A 24,543-nucleotide genomic window follows, 5' to 3' on the forward strand; every position below is an offset into this window, starting at 1 on the left:
TTTGTTGCAAAGGTACGCATTTTTTAAGCTAATTTTTACGCTTAGATTTGGTACATCAAGTTAAAAATCTTTCTTTTGTGTAAAATTTTAAAATAATATTCCGAATATGTCTAAGAATCTACTAATCGTTGAGTCGCCTGCAAAAGCAAAAACTATTGAAAAAATTCTAGGTAGCGATTTTACTGTAAAGTCTTGTTATGGTCATATAAGAGATTTACCTAAGAAAGAATTTGGTATTGATGTTTCTAATAACTACCAACCAGAATATGTTGTAGCAGACGATAAAAAAGAGGTAGTAAAAGAATTAAAAAAACTATCTAAAAATGCAGAAGTTTGGTTAGCAACGGATGAGGATCGTGAAGGAGAAGCTATTTCTTGGCATTTGTGCGAAGTATTAGATTTAAATCCTGAAACTACTAAACGAATTGTATTTAATGAAATTACACCACCAGCTATTAAAAATGCAGTAGCACATCCAAGAACATTATATCACAATTTATTTTATGCTCAACAAGCAAGAAGAGTTTTAGATAGAATGGTAGGTTTTGAATTATCTCCTTTATTGTGGAAGAAAACAGGAAAAAGAACTTTATCTGCTGGTAGAGTACAATCGGTTGCTGTAAGATTAGTAGTAGAAAGAGAAAGAGAAATCAATCAATTTGAAACACAGTCGTACTATAAAGTAGTAGCTTATTTTATAAGTGATAAAAAAGTATTTAAAGCAGAATTATCTAAAAATCTATCTAGCGAAAAAGAAGCCAACGATTTCTTAGAAGCTTGTAAAACTGCTAGTTTTAAAATTTCAGACATACAAGTAAAACCAGCAACTAAAAGTCCATCTGCACCATTTACAACATCTACACTACAACAAGAAGCCAGCAGAAAACTAGGATTTTCTGTAAGTAAAACCATGATGGTTGCACAACGATTGTACGAAAGTGGACAAATTACTTATATGAGAACAGACTCTACGAGTTTGTCTGCCATGGCTTTAGATAGTATTGAATCTTATATTAAAAATTCATATGGAAATAGCTATTCTGACAAAAGACAGTATGCTACAAAAAATGCTTCTGCACAAGAAGCTCACGAAGCCATTCGTCCAACTTATATAGAAAATGTAAATGCTAGTGGTTCTAGAGACGAAGAAAAATTATATCAACTTATTTGGAAAAGAACCATTGCATCGCAAATGAGTAAAGCTCAACTAGAAAGAACTGTTGCTACTATAGATTTAAGTAATCGACAAGAAAATTTTGTAGCAAAAGGCGAAATGCTAAAATTCGATGGTTTCTTAAAAGTATATATAGAATCTACCGATGATGAAGACGAAGAGCAAGAAGATGAAGGCATGTTGCCACAACTAAGTGTTGGACAAACATTAGCGTATAAAAATATTGAAGCTAGACAAAGATTTACTCAAGCACCAGCACGATTTACAGAAGCGAGTTTAATTAAAAAACTAGAAGAATTAGGCATCGGTCGTCCATCAACATATGCACCAACCATTACTACTATTTTAAAACGAGAGTATATTGTAAAAGGCATTAAAGAAGGTGATCCAAGAAATTACAATCAGTTAAATTTAGACAACAAAGGCAATTTAAAAACCGAAACACTAGTAGAAAATACAGGTTCGCAGAAAGGTAAATTAGTTCCAACAGATATGGGTTTACTAGTAACCGATTATTTGTTAGACAATTTTCCTAAGGTAATGGATTATAGTTTTACTGCTGATATTGAAAAAGATTTCGACTTAATTGCTGATGGCGATAAAAATTGGGTAGCAGTAATGGATGTGTTCTACAAACCTTTCCATAAAGAAATTGAAGTTTCGGCAGATAAAAAAGAATTCTTAAATGCAGAAAGAGAGTTAGGTACTGATCCAAAATCTGGAAGAAGAGTATCTGCTAGAATTGGTAGATACGGACCAATGGTACAAATTGGCAATACTGATGATGAAGAAAAACCAAGATATGCTAAAATTCCTGCTCACCTTACCATAGAAACTATTACTATGGAAGATGCTTTAATTTTATTTCAATTACCACGAACTTTAGGTGAGTTTGAAGGCATGCAAGTAAAAGCCAATACTGGTAGATTTGGTCCATATGTTCAGTTTGGCTCTACATTTGTTTCTTTAAAGAAAGAAGATGATCCATACACCGTTACACTAGATAGAGCAATTGAATTGTATCATGAGAAATTAGAATCTATTGCTAAGAGAACCATTCACGACTTTGGCGATATTCAAGTACTAAACGGAAGATGGGGTGCTTTTATTAAAAAAGGAAAAGAAAACTATAAAATTCCTAAAGGCACAGATGCTTATAAAATGACAATGGAAGAAGTAATGAATATCATTGAAAACTCTGCTGTTGCACCAAAAGCTAAAGCAAAAAAAGCAACTACCAAGAAAGCAAGTACTAAAAAAGCTACTACAAAGAAAAAGAAATAGTAAATTAGTTATTTGTCATTAGGTTGTTTTGATATAAGTATAGTGACCTCCAATAAATTTAACGAGAACAAATAAAAAAGCGTTAAAAAAATCTTGTTGTTTGAGCGTAGCGAGTTTCAAGATTTTTAGATTTTTTATGTAGTTTGAGTGTTAAGAATTTATTGCAGTCTTGATTTTTTGCTACTTTTGTATCAAGACAAAAGTAGAATGAATTAAATAATTTTTCTTCCTCGCAGAGTCTCTAGGTATAGGTATTAAAAGCATAGCAGGACTCTGCGTAGCGTGGTAATTCTTTTGTGGTGTAAGAAGTTTTCTTCTGACATTTCTTCCTCGCAGAGTCTCTAAGCGTAGGTATTAAAAGCATATCAGGACTCTGCGTAGTATGATAATTCTTTTGTGGTGTAAGAAGTTTTCTTCTGACATTTCTTCCTCGCAGAGTCTCTAGGTATAGGTATTAAAAGCATAGCAGGACTCTGCGTAGCGTGGTAATTCTTTTGTGGTGTAAGAAGTTTTCTTCTGACATTTCTTCCTCGCAGAGTCTCTAAGCGTAGGTATTAAAAGCATATCAGGACTCTGCGTAGTATGATAATTCTTTTGTGGTGTAAGAAGTTTTCTTCTGACATTTCTTCCTCGCAGAGTCTCTAGGTATAGGTATTAAAAGCATAGCAGGACTCTGCGTAGCGTGGTAATTCTTTTGTGGTGTAAGAAGTTTTCTTCTGACATTTCTTCCTCGCAGAGTCTCTAGGTATAGGTATTAAAAGCATAGCAGGACTCTGCGTAGTATGATAATTCTTTTGTGGTGTAAGAAGTTTTCTTCTGACATTTTTCCTCGCAGAGTCTCTAAGTGTAGGTATTAAAAGCATATCAGGACTCTGCGTAGTATGATAATTCTTTTGTGGTGTAAGAAGTTTTCTTCTGACATTTTTCCTCGCAGAGTCTCTAAGTATAGGTATTAAAAGCATAGCAGGACTCTGCGTAGCGTGGTAATTACTAAGAACTATTCTATTGAAATACTTATTATTGAAGTGATCTAAGCTTTTAGTAAATAAAAAAAGCAATTCAAAAAATGTAATTTAAGGTTAACAATCAACAAATTACAAAAATATGAATTGCTCATTGATTAAGTTAACAAAAAATGAATTAGAAAATTGTATTTTCCCTTTATTCCAAAAAATAAAAGAGGATTTTCATCTCAGTTTGATATGACTGATATCTTTAAATGAGTTCATTGGAAAAATAATAATTTAATTAAAAATATAGTATTCATTCAATATACTAGAAGCTTGTTTCAGTATTCAGCTTATTATTTGTTTCATAATACAAGTCAAAAGAGGATAGATGCAAAAGTGTTATTCTAAACCAAATAACAACACACTTCTACTACAGAAATTGGCAATTTCCATATTAAATATTATATTTAATCAAGAATTTGTATTCATGAAGCAAACCATTTTAGCAATCTTTCTTTGCTTAGTAGTGTTGATTAGTAAATCTCAACATTTATTGCCTTTAAATGCTACCAATGCAAAACAAATAAGTAATAATTATCAGCAATATTACGAAGATGACAACTATGCTTACATCGTTCAAGAATTAAACAATACAGCAGACTTACACCTAAAAAATGTGATGGCTTATTTGTCAAATAATTTATATTTAATCAGATATAATAAACAAGAATGGAATAGTAAAAAACAACAAATTAATCAACCAATATATTGTATAAATCCACAAGCAAAACTCATTACAGCTATAGATGATAATGCACTAACAGAAAAAGTAATCATTCAGTTAGATTCATATTTTACAGATGATGAAATTCAAAGTTTCCTACAAAAAAATCAAATCAATGCTACAAAAATTGACTACAATAAAAATTTTGTAGAAGCAACTTTACCAATTCAAAAAATAAATCAACTTACACTTTTACCGTCGGTACTATTTATTTCTAAAAAGTATGATAAAAAAAATACGCTTTATTCTGACTCTTACTATATGAATCGACTAAACAAAGCACAACTAGATGCACCAAATGGTTATGATGCACAAGCACAAGATATTAGCGTAGGCATTTGGGATGAAGGTTGTATTGGTCCACATCAAGATTTGCCAAATTATAGAGTATTTAATATAGATAAAGAATATTATTACTCACCTTATTTTTCTCATCCAACTTATGTAGCAGGTGCAGTCGGAATGCAACCTAATTTATCAAGTAAACAGTACAGTGCAGCAGCTAAAGCTAAATTATACAGCTACGATTACTATAATGATATTATTCAAGAAATTATAAGTGGAATTCAAAATTATGACTTATCAGTAACCAATCACTCGTACAATTTTGCTACTACAACTTGCGATTATTCTGGCTTGTACATTCCAGAGGCACAGTATATCGACGAGCTTGCAAATCAATATCCAAAGGTAACACATGTAGTGGCTGTTGGTAATTCTGCGTCTACTTGTTCTGATTTTGATAGTTATCATTCGGTTGATATTGGCTATCAATCTGCAAAAAATACAATTGTAGTTGGCTGGTTGTTTGCAGATGAAACTTGGGTTGGTAATAGTGGTCGTGGACCAACTACCGATGGTCGACTTAAACCAGAGTTAGTTACTAAAGGTTTTGGCTATACAGCAACTAATCCAAGTGGTGGATTTACGGCTACCTATGGTTCTTCATTTGCAGCACCACAAGTTGCAGGAATGGCAGCTGCTTTACAAGGAAAATATAAAGAAATTTATAATGATATTCCAAATGCTGCATTGGTGAAATCAATTCTATGTAATACAGCAGAAGACTTAGGAAATCCTGCTCCAGATTATAGCTATGGTTTTGGACGACCAGACATGGGAAGAGCTTTAGAAACATTAACTAAAAATTGGTACATTGAAGATATCATTTCTTCTAATCAATCTAAAATATATAATTTAAATATTACTGAAGAACAACAATTAAAATTAACACTGTGTTGGACAGACCTTGCTGCTTTTCCTTTAGCAGATAAAATTTTAGTCAACGATTTAGATGTAGTGCTAGTAACACCAAGTTTAGATACTATTCTTCCTTGGACTTTAGATCCAAATAATTATACAGCAAATGCAGTCAGAAAAAAAGACCAACTCAATAATATAGAACAAATTACACATAATAATTTAGCTGCTGGCAACTATCAAATTATAATAAAAGCCAATTCATTACAAAGTGCTACACAACAGTTTGCTGTTAGCTATTATAAAGATGATGCACAATTAGATATTGTTCATCCAGATGGTGGCGAAGTGCTAAATGCAAGTGCTACTTATCCTATAAAATGGAATAATAAACAAAGTACTACAGGAAATATTGCTTATTCTATTGATGGTGGTACTTCGTGGAATACCATTGCTACAGATGTAGATATGAGTGTAGGTTCGTATTCATGGACTACACCTAGCGTTACCAATAATATTGATAGTTGTTTGATAATGATAGAGTACAACGGAATCCAAGATACTTCCAATGCTTATTTTACTATAGCAAAAGCAGTAGCTAGTTCAAATATTATTATTAATACTTGCAATCAAAATGCTAATATTTCATGGACAGCTACAACTAACACAGATAAATATTATTTATATTTATTGGAAGACGGTCAATTTAGATTTTTAGATTCTACTAATACTAATAATTATAATTTATTTCCAATTATAGAAGGTAAAGGTTATGGCATTGCTATATCTACAAAATATAATGACATAGAAAGCAATAAATCAGATACTAAAACATTTTCTTGGACAAGCAATTCATGTACCAATACAAATGATATTGGCGTAGTAGATATTTTACAACCAAAAATAGGAAGACAGTTCACGCAAACACAATTAACTAGCAATGAACAATTAGCTTTCGTAGTAAAAAATTTAGGCGTAAATACAGTCAATGGATTTTTTATTAATTATAAAATTAATAATGGGTTATTAAAAACACTAGCAGTCAATCATGCCGTAATTGCTAATGCATTAGATACTGTTTATTTTTCTATTAATGAAGATTTAAGTGCAATTGGAAACTATACTGTTGTAGCGTATACCGTTTTACCTTTAGATACTTTTAGATTTAATGATACATTACACTATACAATTAAACATCTAGCGAACTTACCAATTACATTACCTTGGACAGAAAACTACGAGTTCAATTCAACTGTAATTACTGCTAATACATTTGGTATTGATAATATGCAATACAGCGATTTTTATACAGCTAAAGCAGGACGACTAAGAACAGATTTAAATAATGTTTATGCAAAAGATGGTGTGCATTGTCTAAATTTTGATAATTATTTAGATACAGACACTGCAACTGTAGACTATATAATTACTTTAAACTTGTCTAATTATATAGATTCTATTTTGTATTTAGATTTCGATTATACACATCATAATGAACAAGTAGGTAACGACTTTATTTTTGCTCGTGGTAGCGATGCAGATACTTGGATAAATATCTACGATTTATTTACAAACAAACCTAATGTAGGAGAATATAAATCAGAAAAGTATATTAATTTATATGAATTATTAAAAGTGCAAAACAATCAAGATTTTTCTTCATCATTCCAAATAAAAATTCAATTACAACTTACTAATAGAACTTCTAATGTATACAATAACGGAGGTTATGCATTTGACAATCTAAAAATTTATAATGCAGGAAATGATGCAACAGTAAACTATATACAACAACACAAAGCATATTGTAGTAGCGATTTAAACTTTCAACCAATAACAATAAATGTAAAAAACAATACAACTACTACTTATAATAATGTAATAGTTAAATATAGTATTAATGGAACAAATACAATTACAGAAACCATTTTACAATTACTGCCATTTGAAAATAAACTCTATAGCTTTACTACGCTTCCAAATATTACAACTCAAGGAAGCTATGCAATAAAAGCTTGGGTAGAAAATACAGGCGATGTATTCAAACAAAACGACTCATCATCAATACTAGATATTGTAGTACTACCATCGGTAAATCAATTTCCTTACTACAATTCGTTCGAGCAAGAAGCAACAATGTTAGCTACTGGCGAAAATTCATCTTGGCAATGGACACAACCATATAAGTATTATACTAGAAAAGCTGCCGAAGGAAATAATGCATGGACAAATACTCAGTATAAAACATATAATTATAATGAAAAAAGTTATTTGTATGCAGGTTGTTATAATTTTAGTGCATTCACACAAAATCCAAATCTATCTATAAATCATATTCAAGATATAGAATTCTTAAGCGATTCTGTTTTTGCAGAATATTCTTCAGATGGAGTTACTTGGCAACGATTAGGATGTAAAGATTGTGGTTATAATTGGTACAATAATTTAATTAACAACTACTGGCAATCAACAACAATTCCTTGGCAAGTTGCTACTACAAAAATTCCAATTGATGATTTTGTAGATAAAAGCAATGTGCGTATTCGTTTTAAACTAAATTCAGATGCTGCTGGCGTTGGCGAAGGTTTAGCAATAGATGATTTACATATATATGAACAAAATACAAGTATTGCTACAGCCGACTCTGTTTATCTTCACGCAAATTCTACAGGAAGTGGTTGGGTATATTTTTATAACAACGGATTAATTGTTGCTAAGCTAAATGACAATGGCACTGCATACGGAAACATCACACTAGCATATAATGTAAAGACTACTAATATAGATGCTTACGAAGGAAAAGTTTTAGTGCCAAGAAATTGGTATATACATTCAGATATAGCAATTCAAAATAATATACTAATATATTTTTATTTATTGAATGATGAATGTTTAGCTTATATGCTAGAAGATGATTCTGCTTTTTGTATGAATGATATTGCTATGTTACACTACAACGGATTTAATGAAAATCTTTCATTAAAAGATAATTTTATTCGCGGCAATTTTCAAACACTATCACCAAGTCAAGTGCAGTTTCAACCATATCAAAGAGGTTACCAAATTGCGTGTACTATAAATAGTTGGGGCGAGTATTATTTAATAGGAGAGAAGCTCAACGAAGATAAAATACCAACAATAGTTTTTAGTGATTTAAATGCTATTCAAGTTAATGATGATGCTTTGGTTAATTGGCAAACAGCACAAGAATTAAATGCAGTCAACTTTATTGTACAATATTCTTTTGATGGAATTAACTTTATAAATTTAGATACTGTTCCAGCAACAGGAAATTCGACTTCACAAATCAATTATAATTATATAGATATTGTAAATGCAATTAACGGAACGGTATTATATTATAGAATTATTGCTACAGATGTTAACGATAAACAGTTCTTTTCACTAGTAGATTCTATTCATTTTGCAGTTCCGACTTCAATTAAAGAGCAAACAACTACTATAAAAGCATACTTTGCCAATCAACAATTAGTAATAGATAATCAGTTGCTACTAGGAAACTACCAAGTACAATTAATAGATATTGTAGGCAAGTCGTATATTAATGAGCAAGTCAATTTTAATCATGCAAGTATTAATATTCCAATAAATCAGTACAAAAGCATGGCAGTTGGTACTTATATATTATTAGTCAACAACAACAAACAACGATATTTCGTCAAACTATTTAAATATTAGTAGTAAATATATTTTTAATAAGCAATAAGAACAAGAAAAGTAAAGACCAAAGCAAAAATGGATTTAAATGCTTCTTGTCCTGAATTTATTTCAGGATCTGGTTCATATTGCCTGTTTATCAACAGGTAAATATCAAGACAAAATGAACAAAAAGTAACTAGTTCTTGTTTTAAAATATCAGAATAAATTTCTAATGCATAATTCAAATGTGTAATTTTACACTACAATGAGAAAAGTAGAATTAGTCACTACGCTAGAAGGCTCACACAGTTTATTTATCGCCGATTTAGACGAACAGTATCATTCAAAATATGGAGCTATTCAAGAATCACAACATGTTTTTATAAACGCTGGATTAAAATATCAAGCAGAACAATTCAACGAGATAAATATATTAGAAGTTGGTTTTGGTACAGGATTAAATGCTTTGCTTACCCTACAATATGCTATAGAAAATCAGCTTAAAATAAATTATTATACCATAGAGCCATTTCCATTAGCAGAAGAAATCACTACACAACTCAACTATCCAAATTATTTAGAAGAATTTAAAACAGCAAAAAACTATTTTCAAGAGTTACACACAGTTTCTTGGAATGAAAATCATAGCATACATCAAAACTTTAATTTTACAAAATATCAAACTACACTTCAAGCCATTCAGCTAGCACAACAATTCCACTTATGTTATTACGATGCCTTTGCACCATCAGCACAACCAGAGTTGTGGACAACGGCCATTTTTCAAAAAATATATGATAACTTATTACCTAACGCAGTATTGGTAACTTATTGTGCAAAAGGTCAAGTAAAAAGAAATTTTAAAAGTATTGGCTTTCAATTAGAAGCACTTTCTGGACCAAAAGGGAAGCGAGAAATGGTTAGAGCAAAAAAAAATGAAAAAAAGTAAAAAAAATATTACCTAAAATTTGGTAGATTAAAAAATCTTTATATACCTTTGTTGTAAACAAATATTGTTGGGAACAACTAAACAAATATTAACCCTACCAAAGCAATACTCTTCTAAGTATAATAGAAACTTATTAATGTATGCTAACCTAATTACTACTGCTAGTATGGTAGATAAATTAGCCAATTGCATTTTAAAAAATTTCGATTTAACACATATTCAGTTTAATATTTTAAAAATATTATTTGGAGCTGCAAATAACAATGAACAAGTAACACCAGGAGATATTTCTAAGCGATTAATGTTTGCGAGTTCTGATTTAACTAGATTATTAGATAGATTAGAAAAAAAGGATTTGATTACTAGAGAAGTAGATCCAACCAACAGACGAAAAATAAATATTAATATTACAGAAAAAGGAGAGTTGCTTGTATTAGAATATATGCCAATCATGCACCAAGCAACTAATAATTTCTTTGAAGCTTATATTAGTGAAAACGACAGAGAAATTATGATTAAAGCATTAGAGGTAATACAAAAAAATGTATCACTAACAAATGTAAAATGTTTAGAAACAATGATGTAAAAATATACTACTACTACTAACTATTATTGAATGGAGAGTTGAACCAGTCGCTACAAAAGTATCGGCTGGTTCTTTATTTTACAGCACTGCCATTTAAAATCAATATGATATTACATACAGACCAAAATTATAAACGAATTTATTCTCAATTTATTTCATAAATTTAAAAATACAGCTTCCAAAATCTAGCATATTAGTAGATGGGCAAGTTTGGAATAGTTTATTTTATAAATCATATTGGTATAAATTGGAATTTTAATAAGAATACTATAAATTTACACTCAAACTATTGTTATGAACTCAGATAAAACAATTAAAATAGCAATGATTCTTTTACTTGTAGCCATTGCTATCAGTAGCAGACTATTACAAGTAATTCCAAATTTTGCTCCAATTGGTGCAATTGCTTTACTATTTGGAGCTTATTTACAATCTTCAAAAAAAGCCATATTGCTAACCTTTTTAACCATGTTCATAGCAGATGTTAGTCTAGCGTTCTTAAATGGTTATCCAGTATTTTACAACTCAATGATTTTTGTTTATCTAGCATTCTTTATTATTGTATTACTAGGAAGTGTACTAAAAAATCGACAAAAAAATATATTAAATATAAGTGTAACAGCAGTTTCAAGTTCACTTATCTTTTTTATAGTAAGTAACTTTGGCGTATGGCTAATGTCTGGAATGTATGCAAAGAATAGTCAAGGACTAATCGACTGTTTTATAATGGGAATTCCGTTTTATAAATATACATTCATCAGTGATATTGCATTTGCAATTAGCTTTTTTATGTTGTGGAAACTAGCATTTTCATTAAATGAAAGCAAAACAGCTAAGTCAATAGCTCAATAATTAAATTAAAAAGCTACTAATAAATTTAAAGCATTAAATTCTTAACTAATTGTTATATCAATAGAGCATTATTTTTTTATTGAAGTATTGATTAGATTATTCCTATTTTTGAAATCTAAAACAGAAGAATTTGACATTAATCAAATCCATATCAGGCATTAGAGGAACCATTGGAGGAAAACCTAATGAAGCATTTACACCTATTGATATTGCTAAATTTTCTTTGGCTTTTGGTGAAATCATACTTAAAAAAAATGGCAAAAAAGTAGTAATAGGTAGAGATGCCAGAATTTCTGGAGAAATGGTATACCATATTGTTGTAGGTAATTTACTAGGTTTGGGTTTAGATGTTGTAGATGTTGGATTGGCAACTACGCCAACGGTAGAAATGGCTGTAATGGAAGAAAATGCAGATGGTGGAATTATCATTACGGCTAGTCATAATCCAAAACAATGGAATGCACTTAAATTACTCAATAAATATGGCGAGTTTATTTCTGCTAAAGTCGGAGAAGAAGTAGTCAAAAAATCAGAGAAAGCTAAGTTTACATTTCCAGAAGTAGATAAACTAGGAAAATTAGAACAAAAAGACTATTTAGATTTTCATATAGATAAAATCATCAACTTACCATTTGTAGATATCGAAGCAATTAAAGCAAAGAAATTTAAAGTAGTAGTTGATGCTGTGAATAGTGTAGGCGGAATTGCAGTACCAAAACTATTAAATGCATTAGGCGTTGATACCATTACAGAGTTGTATTGCGAACCAAACGGTAAGTTTCCACACAATCCAGAACCATTGCCAGAACATTTAGGAAATTTGTGTACAGAAGTTACACTACAAAAAGCAGACATAGGCATTGCTGTAGATCCAGATGTAGACAGACTAGTTTTTGTTGATGAAAGAGGCAATCCTTTTGGCGAAGAATATACATTAGTTGCTTGTGCAGACTATATCTTATCGGTTAAAAAAGGCAATACCGTTTCTAATTTGTCTTCTACCAAAGCATTGAAAGATGTTACAGAAAAACATGGTGGCGAATACTTTACTGCTGCTGTTGGCGAAGTAAATGTAGTAGAAAAAATGAAAGCAGTAGAAGCAGTTATTGGTGGCGAAGGTAATGGTGGTGTAATTTTACCAGATTTACATTACGGAAGAGATGCTTTAGTAGGAATAGCTATATTTTTAACACATTTAGCTAAATCAAATAAAAGTACTTATAATTTAAGAGCAACTTATCCAAATTATACAATTTCTAAAAATAAAATTAGCTTAGAAGAAGGCATGGATGTAGATGCGATTATAGAAAAGATAAAAGAAAAATACAGTCAAGCTAAAATAAATACCGAAGATGGTTTAAGGATTGACTTTGACGAAGATTGGGTACATTTAAGAAAATCAAATACAGAACCAATTATAAGAATCTATGCAGAAAGCAACACCGAACAAACAGCCAATGCCATAGCACAAAAAATGAAAAGCGACATCATGGAAATAGTAAAAGAATTGTAGTTAACACTGCAAATTCTTTATTAGTACTTACATTCCAATCAGAGCTATTCGAATAAAATTAAAAAAAATATACATTCCACTCAGAGTTATTCGAAGAAAACTCTGAGTATGTTAAATACATTTAAACTTTCGTGTTGTCAGAAGTTTCCTTCTGACATTTAATAAACTTCACCATTTTTATGCATTCTACACTCTGCTTCCTGTCAACACAAAACAATTCTCACAAAAAATAATCTTACCATTTCCATATATTTTAATAAATTTTAATGTTTCTTTCCATCTAACATAATACTATACCATTTATTTTTTATTTTTACTTTAGAATAATAATTAAAATGGAAGTTGATAAAATCAAAATAGAAGCTCAACACTTAGAAAAACTAAAAGCCAATTTACAAAAAACAGATACAGAAAGGTTTTTAATGACTACACAACTAATGAAAATTGGTATTATGCTTAAAAATGCCAAAGTAGAACACAAACTATATATTAAGAAATAGAATATGGATATTGTTTGCTTATTCTGAACTCAGTCTTAATTATAATTGAAAGTAGAAGGCAATATAAAAAAATATTATCAAACACTCAATGAATAACAAGATAACATATTTAACATCATTTGAAGATATTAATCAATATATACTTACAGATTTTTTTGTTGGTTGGTCAAATAAACCAAAAATGGAAACGCTACAGCAAATTTTAGTAGCATCAAAATATAAAGTAATAGCTATAGATACAACTAAAAATAAAATAGTTGGTTTTATTTATGCTACAACAGATAATTATTTATCAGCATATATTCCACTATTAGAAGTATTGCCAGAATATCAGAAAAAAGGAATTGGCACAAAACTACTAGAAATATTATTAGAACAACTTGCTGAGTTTTATATGATAGATTTAAGCTGTGATTCGAGTTTGATTGAATATTATAAAACAAAAGGATTTCAACAAAGCAATGCTATGATTATAAGAAATTATAATAAAATAAATTAAGAAACTACAAACTGAAAATGAATATTAACAAACCTGAGATTTTAAATAATATTGGCTACACTGAACTTGTTTACAACAGAATAAACAAAAAGCTAAAAAGTAGCTATACAAGAATTCAGATTGAAGCGTTGATTTTTCAAACAATACAAGACACGCCAGAAAAGTATTTTCAGAAAATTGGAAAGAATTATTATATCTCAAACATTGAAAAAAATATCAAAATAACAGTAAACTCAAATACATTTAGTATTATTACTGTTGACACAATTACTCAAAACTAATTAAATATAAATTTTAACTGGCGAAAGAAGCGTAGGAAGAAAAAATGCGGCGGCTAAGCGTGGATATTAGCGTGGAGCGATCATTTTTTCTTGATTTTTTGTAACTTTTGTATCAAGACAAAAGTTAAGCTGTTCTCTACTACATTCCACTCAGAGTTATTCGAAGAAAACTCTGAGTATATTAAATATAATTTAAACTTATACTATTTCCATTTATTAACTTGTTCTATGTTTTCATCTAATTGATTAGATAAGGATTTTAGTCTTGATTGTAATAAAAATTTTCTTCCTTCTAAAGTTCTAGTAAAAACTAATTCGCATCTACCAACATGAGTTTCCCATTGTTCTTTAAAATATTCGGCTAATTTTTTGTTTTTGGCTAATATTTCTGGAACTGCATGATAGTCTCTTTGTTTTAGTAATAACATAAATTTGCTCTTTCTAATAATAATATATCTAGGATTATCTATTTTATTGATGATTTCTTGTAGTAATAAAATAAAACTCGATTTTTCAAAGGTAGTACCACCTTCTAAATGGCAATAAACTGTTCCATCATCATCTAATGAAGTGATGACTTGTATAGTACTTCTGTCAGATTTTATAATCTCTGCTTCAATTAATGAATTAAGTAGTGCAATACTAATTTGTTCCAAGTCTTTAGCAATATCTCTGTACTGAACATATATTCTAAAAGTCTTAAAGGTAAGTCTACCAAATAATATGATACCAATTGTACCTATAATTGATAGATAAACATATAAATCTTTGAGTGTATTTATATTTCTAATTACATGTCTAAATGCAGATAAACTTTCTAGTCCGAACCCTAGTAGTGCAGAACTTAAAGTAGCAACTAGATTGGCTATGGTTTTGTTGAAATATAATTTTTTAGAAGTTTTAAAGTTGCTATCTTTTATATAAGGTATTTTTATTTCTTCAACTAAATTAATACCAGTTTTTAATGATTCCTTCCATCTATGTTTTAACTCATCTCTATTGCAAGATAAAGTAAACATTCTTTTATTTATATTTTCTATATCTTCTTTTTGATGAATGTCTTTTGGTAAATTTAGTCTTCCAATACCATTTTCAATACTAAAATCATCGTCGAGAGAAACACCTACAAAAGTTTTAAATCTTCTTTTTAGTAAATCAATATCATCGCCACCATTTTTAGCTGTGCTATCAACACAAACCAAATGCCAAATGTTTCCAGTCTTATTATCATTGTTTTTTTGAGTCCGAATTGCTCTTCCTCGCATTTGATTGGACAGTACAAACGAACCAACAAAACTTGCTAAAATTAAAGCATTAATAGCTGGTGCGTCCCAACCTTCTCCAAGCAAAGCTTTTGTGCCAATTAATACTTCAATTTCACCTTCTTGAAATATTTGCGTTATTATATGAACAATATTGTGTTTAATTTGCTCTGTTTGATTTATAACGATGTAGTTATTGTCATAAGCAATTGGATATGAATTAATATTTTCAATACCGTATTGAATTGTTTTTGTTTTAAAAGCACTAAATGCACTCTTAGGAATAATGATGATTGAACCAGTTAATACTCCAATTTTTTTATGATTATAATTTTCTCTTCTTAATGATTCAAATATTGGTATAACACCTATTTTATTTATTTCTAAATTATTTTCAGAAGAATTAATTAGATATTCTTTTCTTATAAAATCAGAAAGTACAACCAGCCGTAACTCATTACCTAATTGCTGATATTCAAAATCAACAATATTTTTTATACCTTCTAATTTGCTAATACTTGATTTTAAATAACTAGAAATTCGTCTATTATGTAGAAAATTAATTTGTTTTTTTTCTAATGCACCATATCGTTTTAATTTTTTTTCAATGCTCTCTTGATGTGCTTCAAAGTCTATAAAAGTTGCTTTTTCTTTAAATAAATAAAAATCTAAAACAATTTGTAGCCACTCAAAATCTAACTTTGGTATTTCAAAATTTTCATCTCCAACAACTTCAAGATGTATTTCAGGAATTTTGATATTGTTTTCATGTAAGTATATTAAACAAGCAGAGTAATAGGAGATATTACTATAAATCCAATCTAAATTTTCAATGGGTTGTTGCCAAATTACATGACGCTCAATAGCACTTACTATTGTACTATCATGCTTTAAATCATGAAATAACTTTTCAATATTATGTCTATATTCTAATATTCCATGACTTTCTTTTACAGAAGGCATCGTAAAATAAATATAATCTTGATGAGGACATAAGTCACCAGATTCAACTAATTCTGGTACAGAAATTTCAGTATCTACCGCTCCATTTAAATCAATATAGCGTTGCCATTCAATAGCAGAAACATCATATGGTGGTGTAGCAGTTAAACCAACAATTATTGGTTCTAGTTTATATTTTACTTTTGATAATGTATTCCACCATTCATTCTTTAAATGATGAGCTTCATCAACTACTATTGTACCAATATTTTGTTGTTTTAGTAGATTTACAATATTGTCTAAATTTTTATGAGTAGATTTTTTATTTTTTATTTCTTCGTCTTCGTCAATATCATCTTCCTCATCTTCATTAATATTTAAATTATTACAAGCAGCATGTAGTCCTTGATAAGTGGCTACTGTTAAAAATTTTGGATTACGAATATCTCTAGATATCCAATCTGGTGTTACAATTGTTTGTAGAAATAATTCACAAAATCTTTGAATCCATTGGTTTTTTATAGAAATAGTTGGTGCTAGAATTAAAGTTGGTCGGTTTAATCTTAAGGCAACTTCTAGTCCTAAAACAGTTTTTCCAGAACCTGGTGGTGCAATAACATGTAAGTGTTTATCTGTTAAATGTTCATCTAGTTCGTCAAGGACTCGTTGTTGGTAATTTCTCCAATTATATTTAAATTTTATATTTTTAGGAAATTCTAACAATGTAGTTTGTAGTGTTTAAAATAAAATATAAGGAGTAAATATAGTGTTAATCTACAAAAGGCAATACTTTTGGTCCTTGTGTGTTGACTTTGCTTACAAATACCTCTGACTTAATATTGAGCTTATCCATTTCTGCTTTCATAGCATTGCCTACTTTGTTAGCTGTTTCTATACCTTTGCATAGTGCAAATACACTTGGTCCACTACCACTAATACTTCCACCTAATGCTCCAGCATTGATAGCTGCATTTTTCATCTCGTAGAATCCTGGTATAAGTTTACTTCTATATGGTTCTGCAATATAATCAACTAAACTTCTGCCAATTAAATCGTAATCGCCTCGTAGTAAACCAATCATTAAACCACCAACATTAGCACTTTGTCGTAAGGAATGTGCTAAAGAAATTTCTTTAGGTAATATTTCTCTAGCTTCTTTAGTCAATACAATTACCTTTGGATTGATAACGGCACAGTACAATTCCTCTGGGACTGGAATTTGTATAATATCTAATGGTTCGTAGCTTCTTACTAAGATAAATCCACCAAATAAACTTGCTGCTACATTATCTGCAATGGCTGCATCGCAAGCTGCTTTTTCTGCATTGAGTAAAAAAGGCAACATTTCTTGTTTGCTTAGCTTTTCATTACACAACATATTGATGGCATAAACTCCAGCAACAGCACTAGCAGCACTACTGCCTAAACCACTTCCACTTGGCATCATTTTTTTGAGCCAAATTTTACAGCCAAAATCAGCATGAATAAAATTCAAATAATCTTGTATAGCAACAGTAGCCGAATTTTTGGTAGCATCTCTTGGTAAAACACCATCATCGCCAACAATATCTTCTATAACTACTTTTTGTTCTGGTATAATTTCCATGATGAGCTCATCACCTGGTTTGTCGATAGCGAAACCCAATACATCAAAACCACAAGCAACATTAGCGACAGTTGCAGGTGCAAATACTTTTATTCTATCTCCAATCTTCATCAGCCAGCAAAATAATTTCCTAATGCAATAATTTCGGCAAACACACCAGCAGCAGTAACTTCTGCACCAGCACCTGGTCCTTTAATTACCAAAGGATTGCTCTTATATCTTTCGGTAGTAAATACAATCATATTATCGCTACCACTTAAATTATAAAACGGATGATTGGCATCGACTGGTTTTAAAGCAATGTTTACTTTTCCGTTTTCTATAACAGCCATATAACGCAATACTTTATTTTGTTTAGCTGCATTCTCTTTCATCTTTTCGTAGTCTTTATCAACACTTGACAATTTTGACATAAATGCTTTTACATCTACTTTTCTAAGGTTTTCTGGTACTAAGTTCTCTACTTTAATATCTTCTAGTTCCATTTTAACGCCACATTCTCTCGATAAAATCAATGCTTTTCTTGCAACATCTAATCCACTTAAATCATCTCTTGGATCTGGTTCTGTATAACCATTTTCTTTAGCTTGAGTAACGATTTCAGAAAAAGAAATATCACCTTTAAAAGAATTAAATATATAAGATAAAGTACCAGATAAGACTGCTTCTATTTTTAAAATTTTATCGCCAGATTGTAGTAATGCATGTAATGTATTGATGATTGGTAAACCAGCACCAACATTGGTTTCATACATAAATCTAGCATTCGATTGTTTTGCAATGGCATGCAGATTTACATATTTATCGTAACTTAAAGTATTTGCAATTTTATTTGGCGTAACAACAGATACACTCTTTTTTAATAATCGTTCGTAGTATTCAACAACTGCTTTGCTTGCAGAACAATCAACTAAAATAGAGTTAGCGAAGTTTAAGTCTAAAATGCGTTTACAAAACTTATTGAGATTGGCAACTTCGCCTTCATTTTCTAATGTGGTAGAAAAATTGTTTAAATCAATACCATTGCTATTGATATACATTTTTTTAGAATTTGATATTCCAATAACATTAATTTCAATATCATTTTCTTTATATAATGACTCTTTTTGTTTGTTGATTTGGTTCAATAGTGTATTGCCAATTAAACCAGTTGGTCCAACAACAAATAAATTCACAGAGTTTTTATCTTGTTGGAAAAAGATTTCGTGTAGTGCATTCAATGCTTTAGCTTCGTTGAATTTATCTATTACAGCAGTAATATTTAATTCTGATGAACCTTGAGCAATTGCTTTTACATTAATACCATTTTTTCCTAATGCTTGGAACATCTTTCCAGAAATTCCTGGTACATTCGACATATTTTCGCCAATAACAGCAATGATAGACTGTTCTGTTTCTATAACTAAAGGCAATATATGTCTGTTTTGAATTTCGTATCTAAACTCTTCTTGAACTGCTTTTTGAGATGCTTTTACATCTTTAGGAACTACGCCAAAACAAATAGAATGCTCAGAAGAACCTTGCGTTAAGAAAATAATATTGACATTTTCTCTAGATAAAGCAGCAAATAGGCGAGAAGCAATACCAACAACGCCAACCATACCTGTACCTTCCATTCTCAACATGGCAATATCAGAAATAGATGAAATACCCTTTATAGCATTGGTAGATTTGCCAGATTTTTTAGAAATAAAAGTTCCTGGATGTGTTGGATTGAAAGTATTTTTAATTTCAATTGGAATGCCTTTTACATAAGCTGGTTGAATAGTTGGTGGATAAATCACTTTTGCACCAAAATGCGATAATTCCATGGCTTCTTTATAACTCAAAGAAGGAATAGTCATAGCTTGTTCTACTCTTCTTGGATCGGCAGTTAATACTCCATTTACATCTGTCCAGATTTCAATAGCATTTACCTTTAGTGCTGCACCAAAAATAGCAGCCGTATAATCAGAACCACCTCTTCCAAGTGTAGTAATATTGCCATTGGCATCGCTACCAATAAAACCAGTTACTACAGCAATGCCATCCAATCCTTCAAAAAAGTCAATGATATTTTTATTGGTTCTATCGAAATCTACTTTAGCAGACAAATATTCACTATCTGTCATAACTAATTGCGTAGCATTTACATAAATGCCTTTTAATCTAGCTTCTTTTAAAGCACCAGCAATAATAAAACAAGACAATCTTTCGCCAAAACTTACTAATCTTGCAAGTGTTTTATCAGAAAGTTCGCCTAAAAGATGAATGCCACCTAAAATATTTTCAACTCTTTGTAAACCTTCTTCTAATTCGTCTAATAAATCTGGTTTAATCGTTTTTTTAGTAACTAAACTATGAATAGCATCTAAGTGTCGGTCTTTAATATTTCTTAGAATTTCTAAGTAAGTATCATCTCTTTTTTCAGCGAGTTTTCCTGCATTAATTAATTGGTCAGTAATTTTGCTAAATGCAGAACAAACCAATAATACATTATTTCCAGCTTTTTTTTCGTTAGAAACAATATCAATAATTCTCCTTATGTTTTCTATTGAACCAACAGATGTGCCACCAAACTTTAATACCTTCATACAATTGCTTTACAGTAGTGCTTACTTTTTTAAACAAACATCAAAAATAAAGAAACCAATAGGATTATTATACTATAACGCAAATAATTAAATTAATTTACAATTAAATGTTATTAGATTTTTTTCACTAGCAACAAAATATTTTTTTGTTCTATTACGATATTATCTTAGTACAATCTGTTTACTCAAAAAATTTCTTTAATTTGCTACAATAAACTTTTTAGATAAATGCTACTAAAATTTTTAAAATTAATATATAGTACATGGGTAATTATTACTTTTTTTTTATTGGTTATTCCAATGATGATTGCTTATGTATTTATTTATTTTTTACCTAAGCATAAAAAAATAGATGCTGTTTATCGTATTAATAGAACATTTTTGTTTGTTTGGTCGATATTTTCATTTTTTACCTATAAAGTAACTGGACTAAACCTATACAATACCAATCAAAGTTATGTTGTAGTTCTCAATCACAATAATGCAGCCGATATGTTTGCCGCAGCTTATGGTTTGAGAATTCCTGCTAAACCATTAATAAAGAAAGAATTATTAAGAATACCATTATTAGGTCAATTGTTTATGATGGCATGTACGCCTGTAGATAGAAGTAGTGCTGAAGGAAGAAAACAAAGCAAAGAATTGATTTATAGCGAATTAGCACAAGGCGTTTCTCCTTTAATTTTTCCAGAAGGTACTCGCAATAGAACTACATTTCCGTTAAAAGATTTTTATAATGGTGCTTTTGAAATTGCTATTGATACGCAAACGCCAATTTTACCTGTAGTTTTAACCAATATAAGAAAACTAAATAAAGTAGACACATGGTTAGCAGAACCTGGTGTTATAGAAATTAATCATTTGCAACCTATTGAAACTAAAGGAATGACGATTGATGATTTAGATAAACTAAAATTATATACACACGCAATTATGTGGAATTATTTAGTAAAACACGATGACGATTTTAAACACAACGAACTTAAATCTATATCTACTATATGAAATATGCTGTTTGTAGATTAAGTGCTATTCCTATGCGTGAAAAACCGAGCGATAAAGCAGAAATGACCAATCAGATGTTGTTTGGTGAAACAGCTATTGTATTAGAAACAGTAGAAAATTGGTCTAAAATTCAATTGACACATGATAATTATATTGCTTGGGTAGATGCGTTTCAATTAACTATGTTAGAAGAACTAACAGCATCGAAAAACTATACAATTAATAATTTATATGATACTTACTCTTATAATAATGATAGTTTAATTTTGACTTGTGGTGCGTTAATAGATGAAGATAGTACGCAAAATAATTTTACATTACTTGAAACAGCAAAACACTTTTTAAACACACCATATCTTTGGGGCGGAAGATCGTTTATGGGAATTGATTGCTCTGGTTTTACACAAATCGTTTTTCGTGTTCATGGCATTTCTTTACTACGAGATGCTTATCAACAAATAACTCAAGGAATAAATGTTGATTTTAATGAAGCACAAACAAACGACCTAGCTTTTTTTCATAATAAAGATGGAAGAATTACACATGTAGGTATTGTAATTAAGGAAGATAATCAACTAAAAATTATACATGCTTCTAAAAAAGTTCGCATCGATTTGTTAGATGAAAAAGGTATTTATAATGAAGAACGACAATGCTATACACATCAATTTCACAGTATAAAAAGAATTATCAATGATTAAAATATTAAGTTCAGAACAGATTAAAAAAGCAGATGAATATACTATTCAACACGAACCAATTGCTTCGATTGATTTAATGGAAAGAGCTGCTAACGCATTTGTTACACAGTTTGAAAAAGATTTTCCAGATTTTAAAAATATCATTCACATTTTTTGTGGCAATGGCAATAATGGTGGCGATGGTTTTGCTATCGCAAGAATTTTAAAAGAAAAAAATTATACTATTATTTGCTACGGATTTGAAGGTGATAAGTCTAATGATTGTAACATCAATTTCAATCTGATTGAAAATGTAATAACTATAAACAAAAGTACTATAATAAATATAGATAAAAAGGATATTGTTTTTGATGCCTTGTTTGGTATTGGATTAAATAAAGCTGTAGAAGGAATTTATTTAGAGACTATCAATACCATTAATCAAACCAATGCTACAACAATTTCAGTAGATGTTCCAAGTGGGATGATGGTTGATGTTGCTACGAATGGAACAATGATTAAAGCTAATAAAACCTATTCGTTTCAATCACCTAAGTTGGCTTTTTATTTGCCACATACTGCAAATCATGTTGGCGATTTAACAATATTAGATATTCAGTTAGATAAGAAATATATACAAGAACTTAAGTCAACCTATTTTGAAATTGATGATGACTTCATCTTTTCGCACTATAAAAAAAGAAATCGGTTTTCGCACAAAGGCACATACGGTCATGCATTAATATCTTGTGGCAGTTTCGGAAAAATTGGTGCTGCTATACTTTCAGCCAAAGCGTGTTTAAAAACAGGTGCTGGTTTGCTTACTGTTAATCTACCACAAAAAAGTATAAGTATTATACATAAAAGTATTCCAGAAGCGATGTGTTTAACACATAACGAATCAAAATATATCGAGTTTATTCCTTACGAAAACCAATATAATGCTTATGCAATTGGTTGTGGAATTGGCACACATCAAAAAACATATATTGCACTAAGTAAATTTTTAGAACATTGCAAACAAGCAATTGTGTTAGATGCAGATGCGTTGAATATTATAGCAGAACACCAGAGTTTACTAGAAAAAATTCCAGTAAGTTCTATACTTACACCACATCCTAAAGAATTTGAACGATTGGTTGGTGCTTGGCAAAACGATTTTGAACGCTTAGAAAAAGCAAAGCAATTTGCCAAACAATATCAACTCAATTTAATATTAAAAGATGCTATAACAGCAATTATCGATAAGAATGGAATGGTTTGTTTCAATACATTTGGCAATGCAGGAATGGCAACTGCAGGTAGTGGCGATGTGCTTACAGGTATTATTACAAGTCTGTTAGCACAAGAATATTCGCCATTAACTGCTGCAATTTTTGGTGTATATATACATGCTAAAGCAGGAGACTTTGCTAAAGAAAAATTAGGAGAGGAGAGTATGCTTGCTTCAGATATTATTGAAAATATTTACGAAGTATTTAAGTGTATAAATAGTAATATTTAATTTATATATTGTTATATTATGAAATTTTATAGTACAACAAAGAAATTTACATTCCTACCGTAGGCAGGTCAAGAATCTGTCATAAAAATCGTAAAAAAGATTCCCAATCAAACCTGCCTGTCAGCAGACAGGTTGCGAAGGACGAGTTTTTACTTTATTTTGTTTCTAAATGCACACAACAGGTATAACTATAAACAATTATTTTTTTGCATAATATTCTTTCTGTAAGCCCAAGTGTTCCCAACTTAAAATTAAAGTATCACCTTTTGTAGAAAAAGAATAATAGGCAGGTCGCTCGTCGTTAAACTGTATCGTATTCACATCAGCTTCATTTAATGCAGTTTTCTTTCCTAGTTTCACTGAGCCAACTCTAGGAACTTTATATTTATTAGCTGTTTCCTTAAAGCTCATATCTGGATTAATAGTTAAAGCAATCTCATCACCAAAAGTTTGAGGCGTAGTAATACCTTTCTGTGTACCACAACATTCTGTTTTTACCCAAATCCAATTACCTACAACAGTTTTGGGTTCAATCCAAGTATCAGTTTTTTTCTTCGGAGGTTTTCCAGTACTCCACAAAAAAAATATAGTTCCTAAAATTAGTAGTGTGCTTTTTTTCATTTTATGCTAAGTTAATTACTTTTATAAAATAATACTTACTTATAATCTATCAAAAAGTCTGCCAATTGCCAAATTTCGAATAGAAAGTAGTTCTATTCAAAACTAAAATCATCAATTC

At 30.1% G+C, this 24,543-nt stretch carries 16 protein-coding genes; 12 read left to right on the top strand and 4 right to left on the bottom strand.

From position 1 onward, the window contains the following. The first annotated feature begins 106 nt into the window (after positions 1–106). The 9 genes from topA to H6553_05020 all read left to right on the top strand — a co-directional run bounded on the left by topA (position 107) and on the right by H6553_05020 (position 14,232). A complete protein-coding gene (gene topA, locus H6553_04980) occupies positions 107–2,458 on the top strand; it encodes a type I DNA topoisomerase (GenBank protein MCB9033169.1) in 2,352 nt (783 codons plus the stop codon). Positions 2,459–3,895: 1,437 nt separating this feature from the next. Beyond that, positions 3,896–9,091 carry a S8 family serine peptidase gene (locus H6553_04985; GenBank protein MCB9033170.1) on the top strand — a complete coding sequence of 1,732 codons (5,196 nt, stop codon included), beginning with the start codon at positions 3,896–3,898 and terminating at the stop codon, positions 9,089–9,091. A gap of 226 nt (positions 9,092–9,317) precedes the next feature. Continuing rightward, the gene (gene mnmD / locus H6553_04990; protein MCB9033171.1) at positions 9,318–10,001 is read left to right on the top strand and encodes a tRNA (5-methylaminomethyl-2-thiouridine)(34)-methyltransferase MnmD; all 684 of its coding nucleotides are present in this window, start codon (positions 9,318–9,320) and stop codon (positions 9,999–10,001) included. A gap of 67 nt (positions 10,002–10,068) precedes the next feature. Then, on the top strand, positions 10,069–10,587 hold the full coding sequence (locus tag H6553_04995) for a MarR family transcriptional regulator (GenBank protein ID MCB9033172.1): 519 nt from the start codon (positions 10,069–10,071) through the stop codon (positions 10,585–10,587). A gap of 294 nt (positions 10,588–10,881) precedes the next feature. After that, positions 10,882–11,439, top strand: coding sequence for a hypothetical protein (locus H6553_05000; GenBank protein MCB9033173.1), 558 nt, complete (start codon positions 10,882–10,884; stop codon positions 11,437–11,439). Positions 11,440–11,569: 130 nt separating this feature from the next. After that, positions 11,570–12,952 carry a phosphoglucosamine mutase gene (gene glmM, locus H6553_05005; protein ID MCB9033174.1) on the top strand — a complete coding sequence of 461 codons (1,383 nt, stop codon included), beginning with the start codon at positions 11,570–11,572 and terminating at the stop codon, positions 12,950–12,952. Between the two features lie 335 nt (positions 12,953–13,287). Beyond that, entirely contained in the window at positions 13,288–13,452 is a 165-nt protein-coding gene (locus tag H6553_05010) for a hypothetical protein (GenBank protein MCB9033175.1), read from the top strand. A gap of 88 nt (positions 13,453–13,540) precedes the next feature. Further along, the gene (locus H6553_05015) at positions 13,541–13,951 is read left to right on the top strand and encodes a GNAT family N-acetyltransferase (GenBank protein ID MCB9033176.1); all 411 of its coding nucleotides are present in this window, start codon (positions 13,541–13,543) and stop codon (positions 13,949–13,951) included. Positions 13,952–13,968: 17 nt separating this feature from the next. Beyond that, on the top strand, positions 13,969–14,232 hold the full coding sequence (locus tag H6553_05020) for a DUF3781 domain-containing protein (GenBank protein MCB9033177.1): 264 nt from the start codon (positions 13,969–13,971) through the stop codon (positions 14,230–14,232). Between the two features lie 203 nt (positions 14,233–14,435). Here the strand turns inward: H6553_05020 and H6553_05025 are convergent, their stop codons facing one another. The 3 genes from H6553_05025 to thrA are packed head-to-tail and all read right to left on the bottom strand — an operon-like array spanning position 14,436 to position 20,615. Next, entirely contained in the window at positions 14,436–17,159 is a 2,724-nt protein-coding gene (locus H6553_05025) for a DEAD/DEAH box helicase family protein (GenBank protein MCB9033178.1), read from the bottom strand. Positions 17,160–17,205: 46 nt separating this feature from the next. Next, positions 17,206–18,153, bottom strand: coding sequence for a homoserine kinase (locus H6553_05030; protein ID MCB9033179.1), 948 nt, complete (start codon positions 18,151–18,153; stop codon positions 17,206–17,208). Further along, positions 18,153–20,615, bottom strand: a complete 2,463-nt coding sequence (gene thrA / locus H6553_05035; protein MCB9033180.1) for a bifunctional aspartate kinase/homoserine dehydrogenase I — start codon at positions 20,613–20,615, stop codon at positions 18,153–18,155. Before thrA ends, H6553_05030 begins: the two co-directional genes overlap by 1 nt. A gap of 228 nt (positions 20,616–20,843) precedes the next feature. Here thrA and H6553_05040 point away from each other — a divergent pair, with 228 nt between their 5' ends. From H6553_05040 to H6553_05050, 3 genes are read left to right on the top strand one after another with little or no spacing between them, the layout of a single operon-like run. Further along, on the top strand, positions 20,844–21,620 hold the full coding sequence (locus H6553_05040) for a 1-acyl-sn-glycerol-3-phosphate acyltransferase (GenBank protein MCB9033181.1): 777 nt from the start codon (positions 20,844–20,846) through the stop codon (positions 21,618–21,620). Then, positions 21,617–22,321: a C40 family peptidase gene (locus tag H6553_05045; protein MCB9033182.1), complete on the top strand. Its 705-nt coding sequence runs from the start codon at positions 21,617–21,619 to the stop codon at positions 22,319–22,321. The genes H6553_05040 and H6553_05045 overlap by 4 nt, the downstream gene beginning before the upstream one ends. Continuing rightward, the gene (locus H6553_05050; protein MCB9033183.1) at positions 22,314–23,804 is read left to right on the top strand and encodes an NAD(P)H-hydrate dehydratase; all 1,491 of its coding nucleotides are present in this window, start codon (positions 22,314–22,316) and stop codon (positions 23,802–23,804) included. The genes H6553_05045 and H6553_05050 overlap by 8 nt, the downstream gene beginning before the upstream one ends. 198 nt (positions 23,805–24,002) lie before the next feature. Here H6553_05050 and H6553_05055 read toward each other — a convergent pair whose 3' ends face one another. Next, complete coding sequence (locus H6553_05055; protein ID MCB9033184.1) at positions 24,003–24,425, bottom strand: hypothetical protein; 423 nt, start codon at positions 24,423–24,425, stop codon at positions 24,003–24,005. Positions 24,426–24,543: the final 118 nt, after the last annotated feature.

The sequence above is a fragment of the Chitinophagales bacterium genome, from assembly GCA_020636535.1.
GTDB lineage: Bacteria > Bacteroidota > Bacteroidia > Chitinophagales > JADIYW01 > JADJSS01.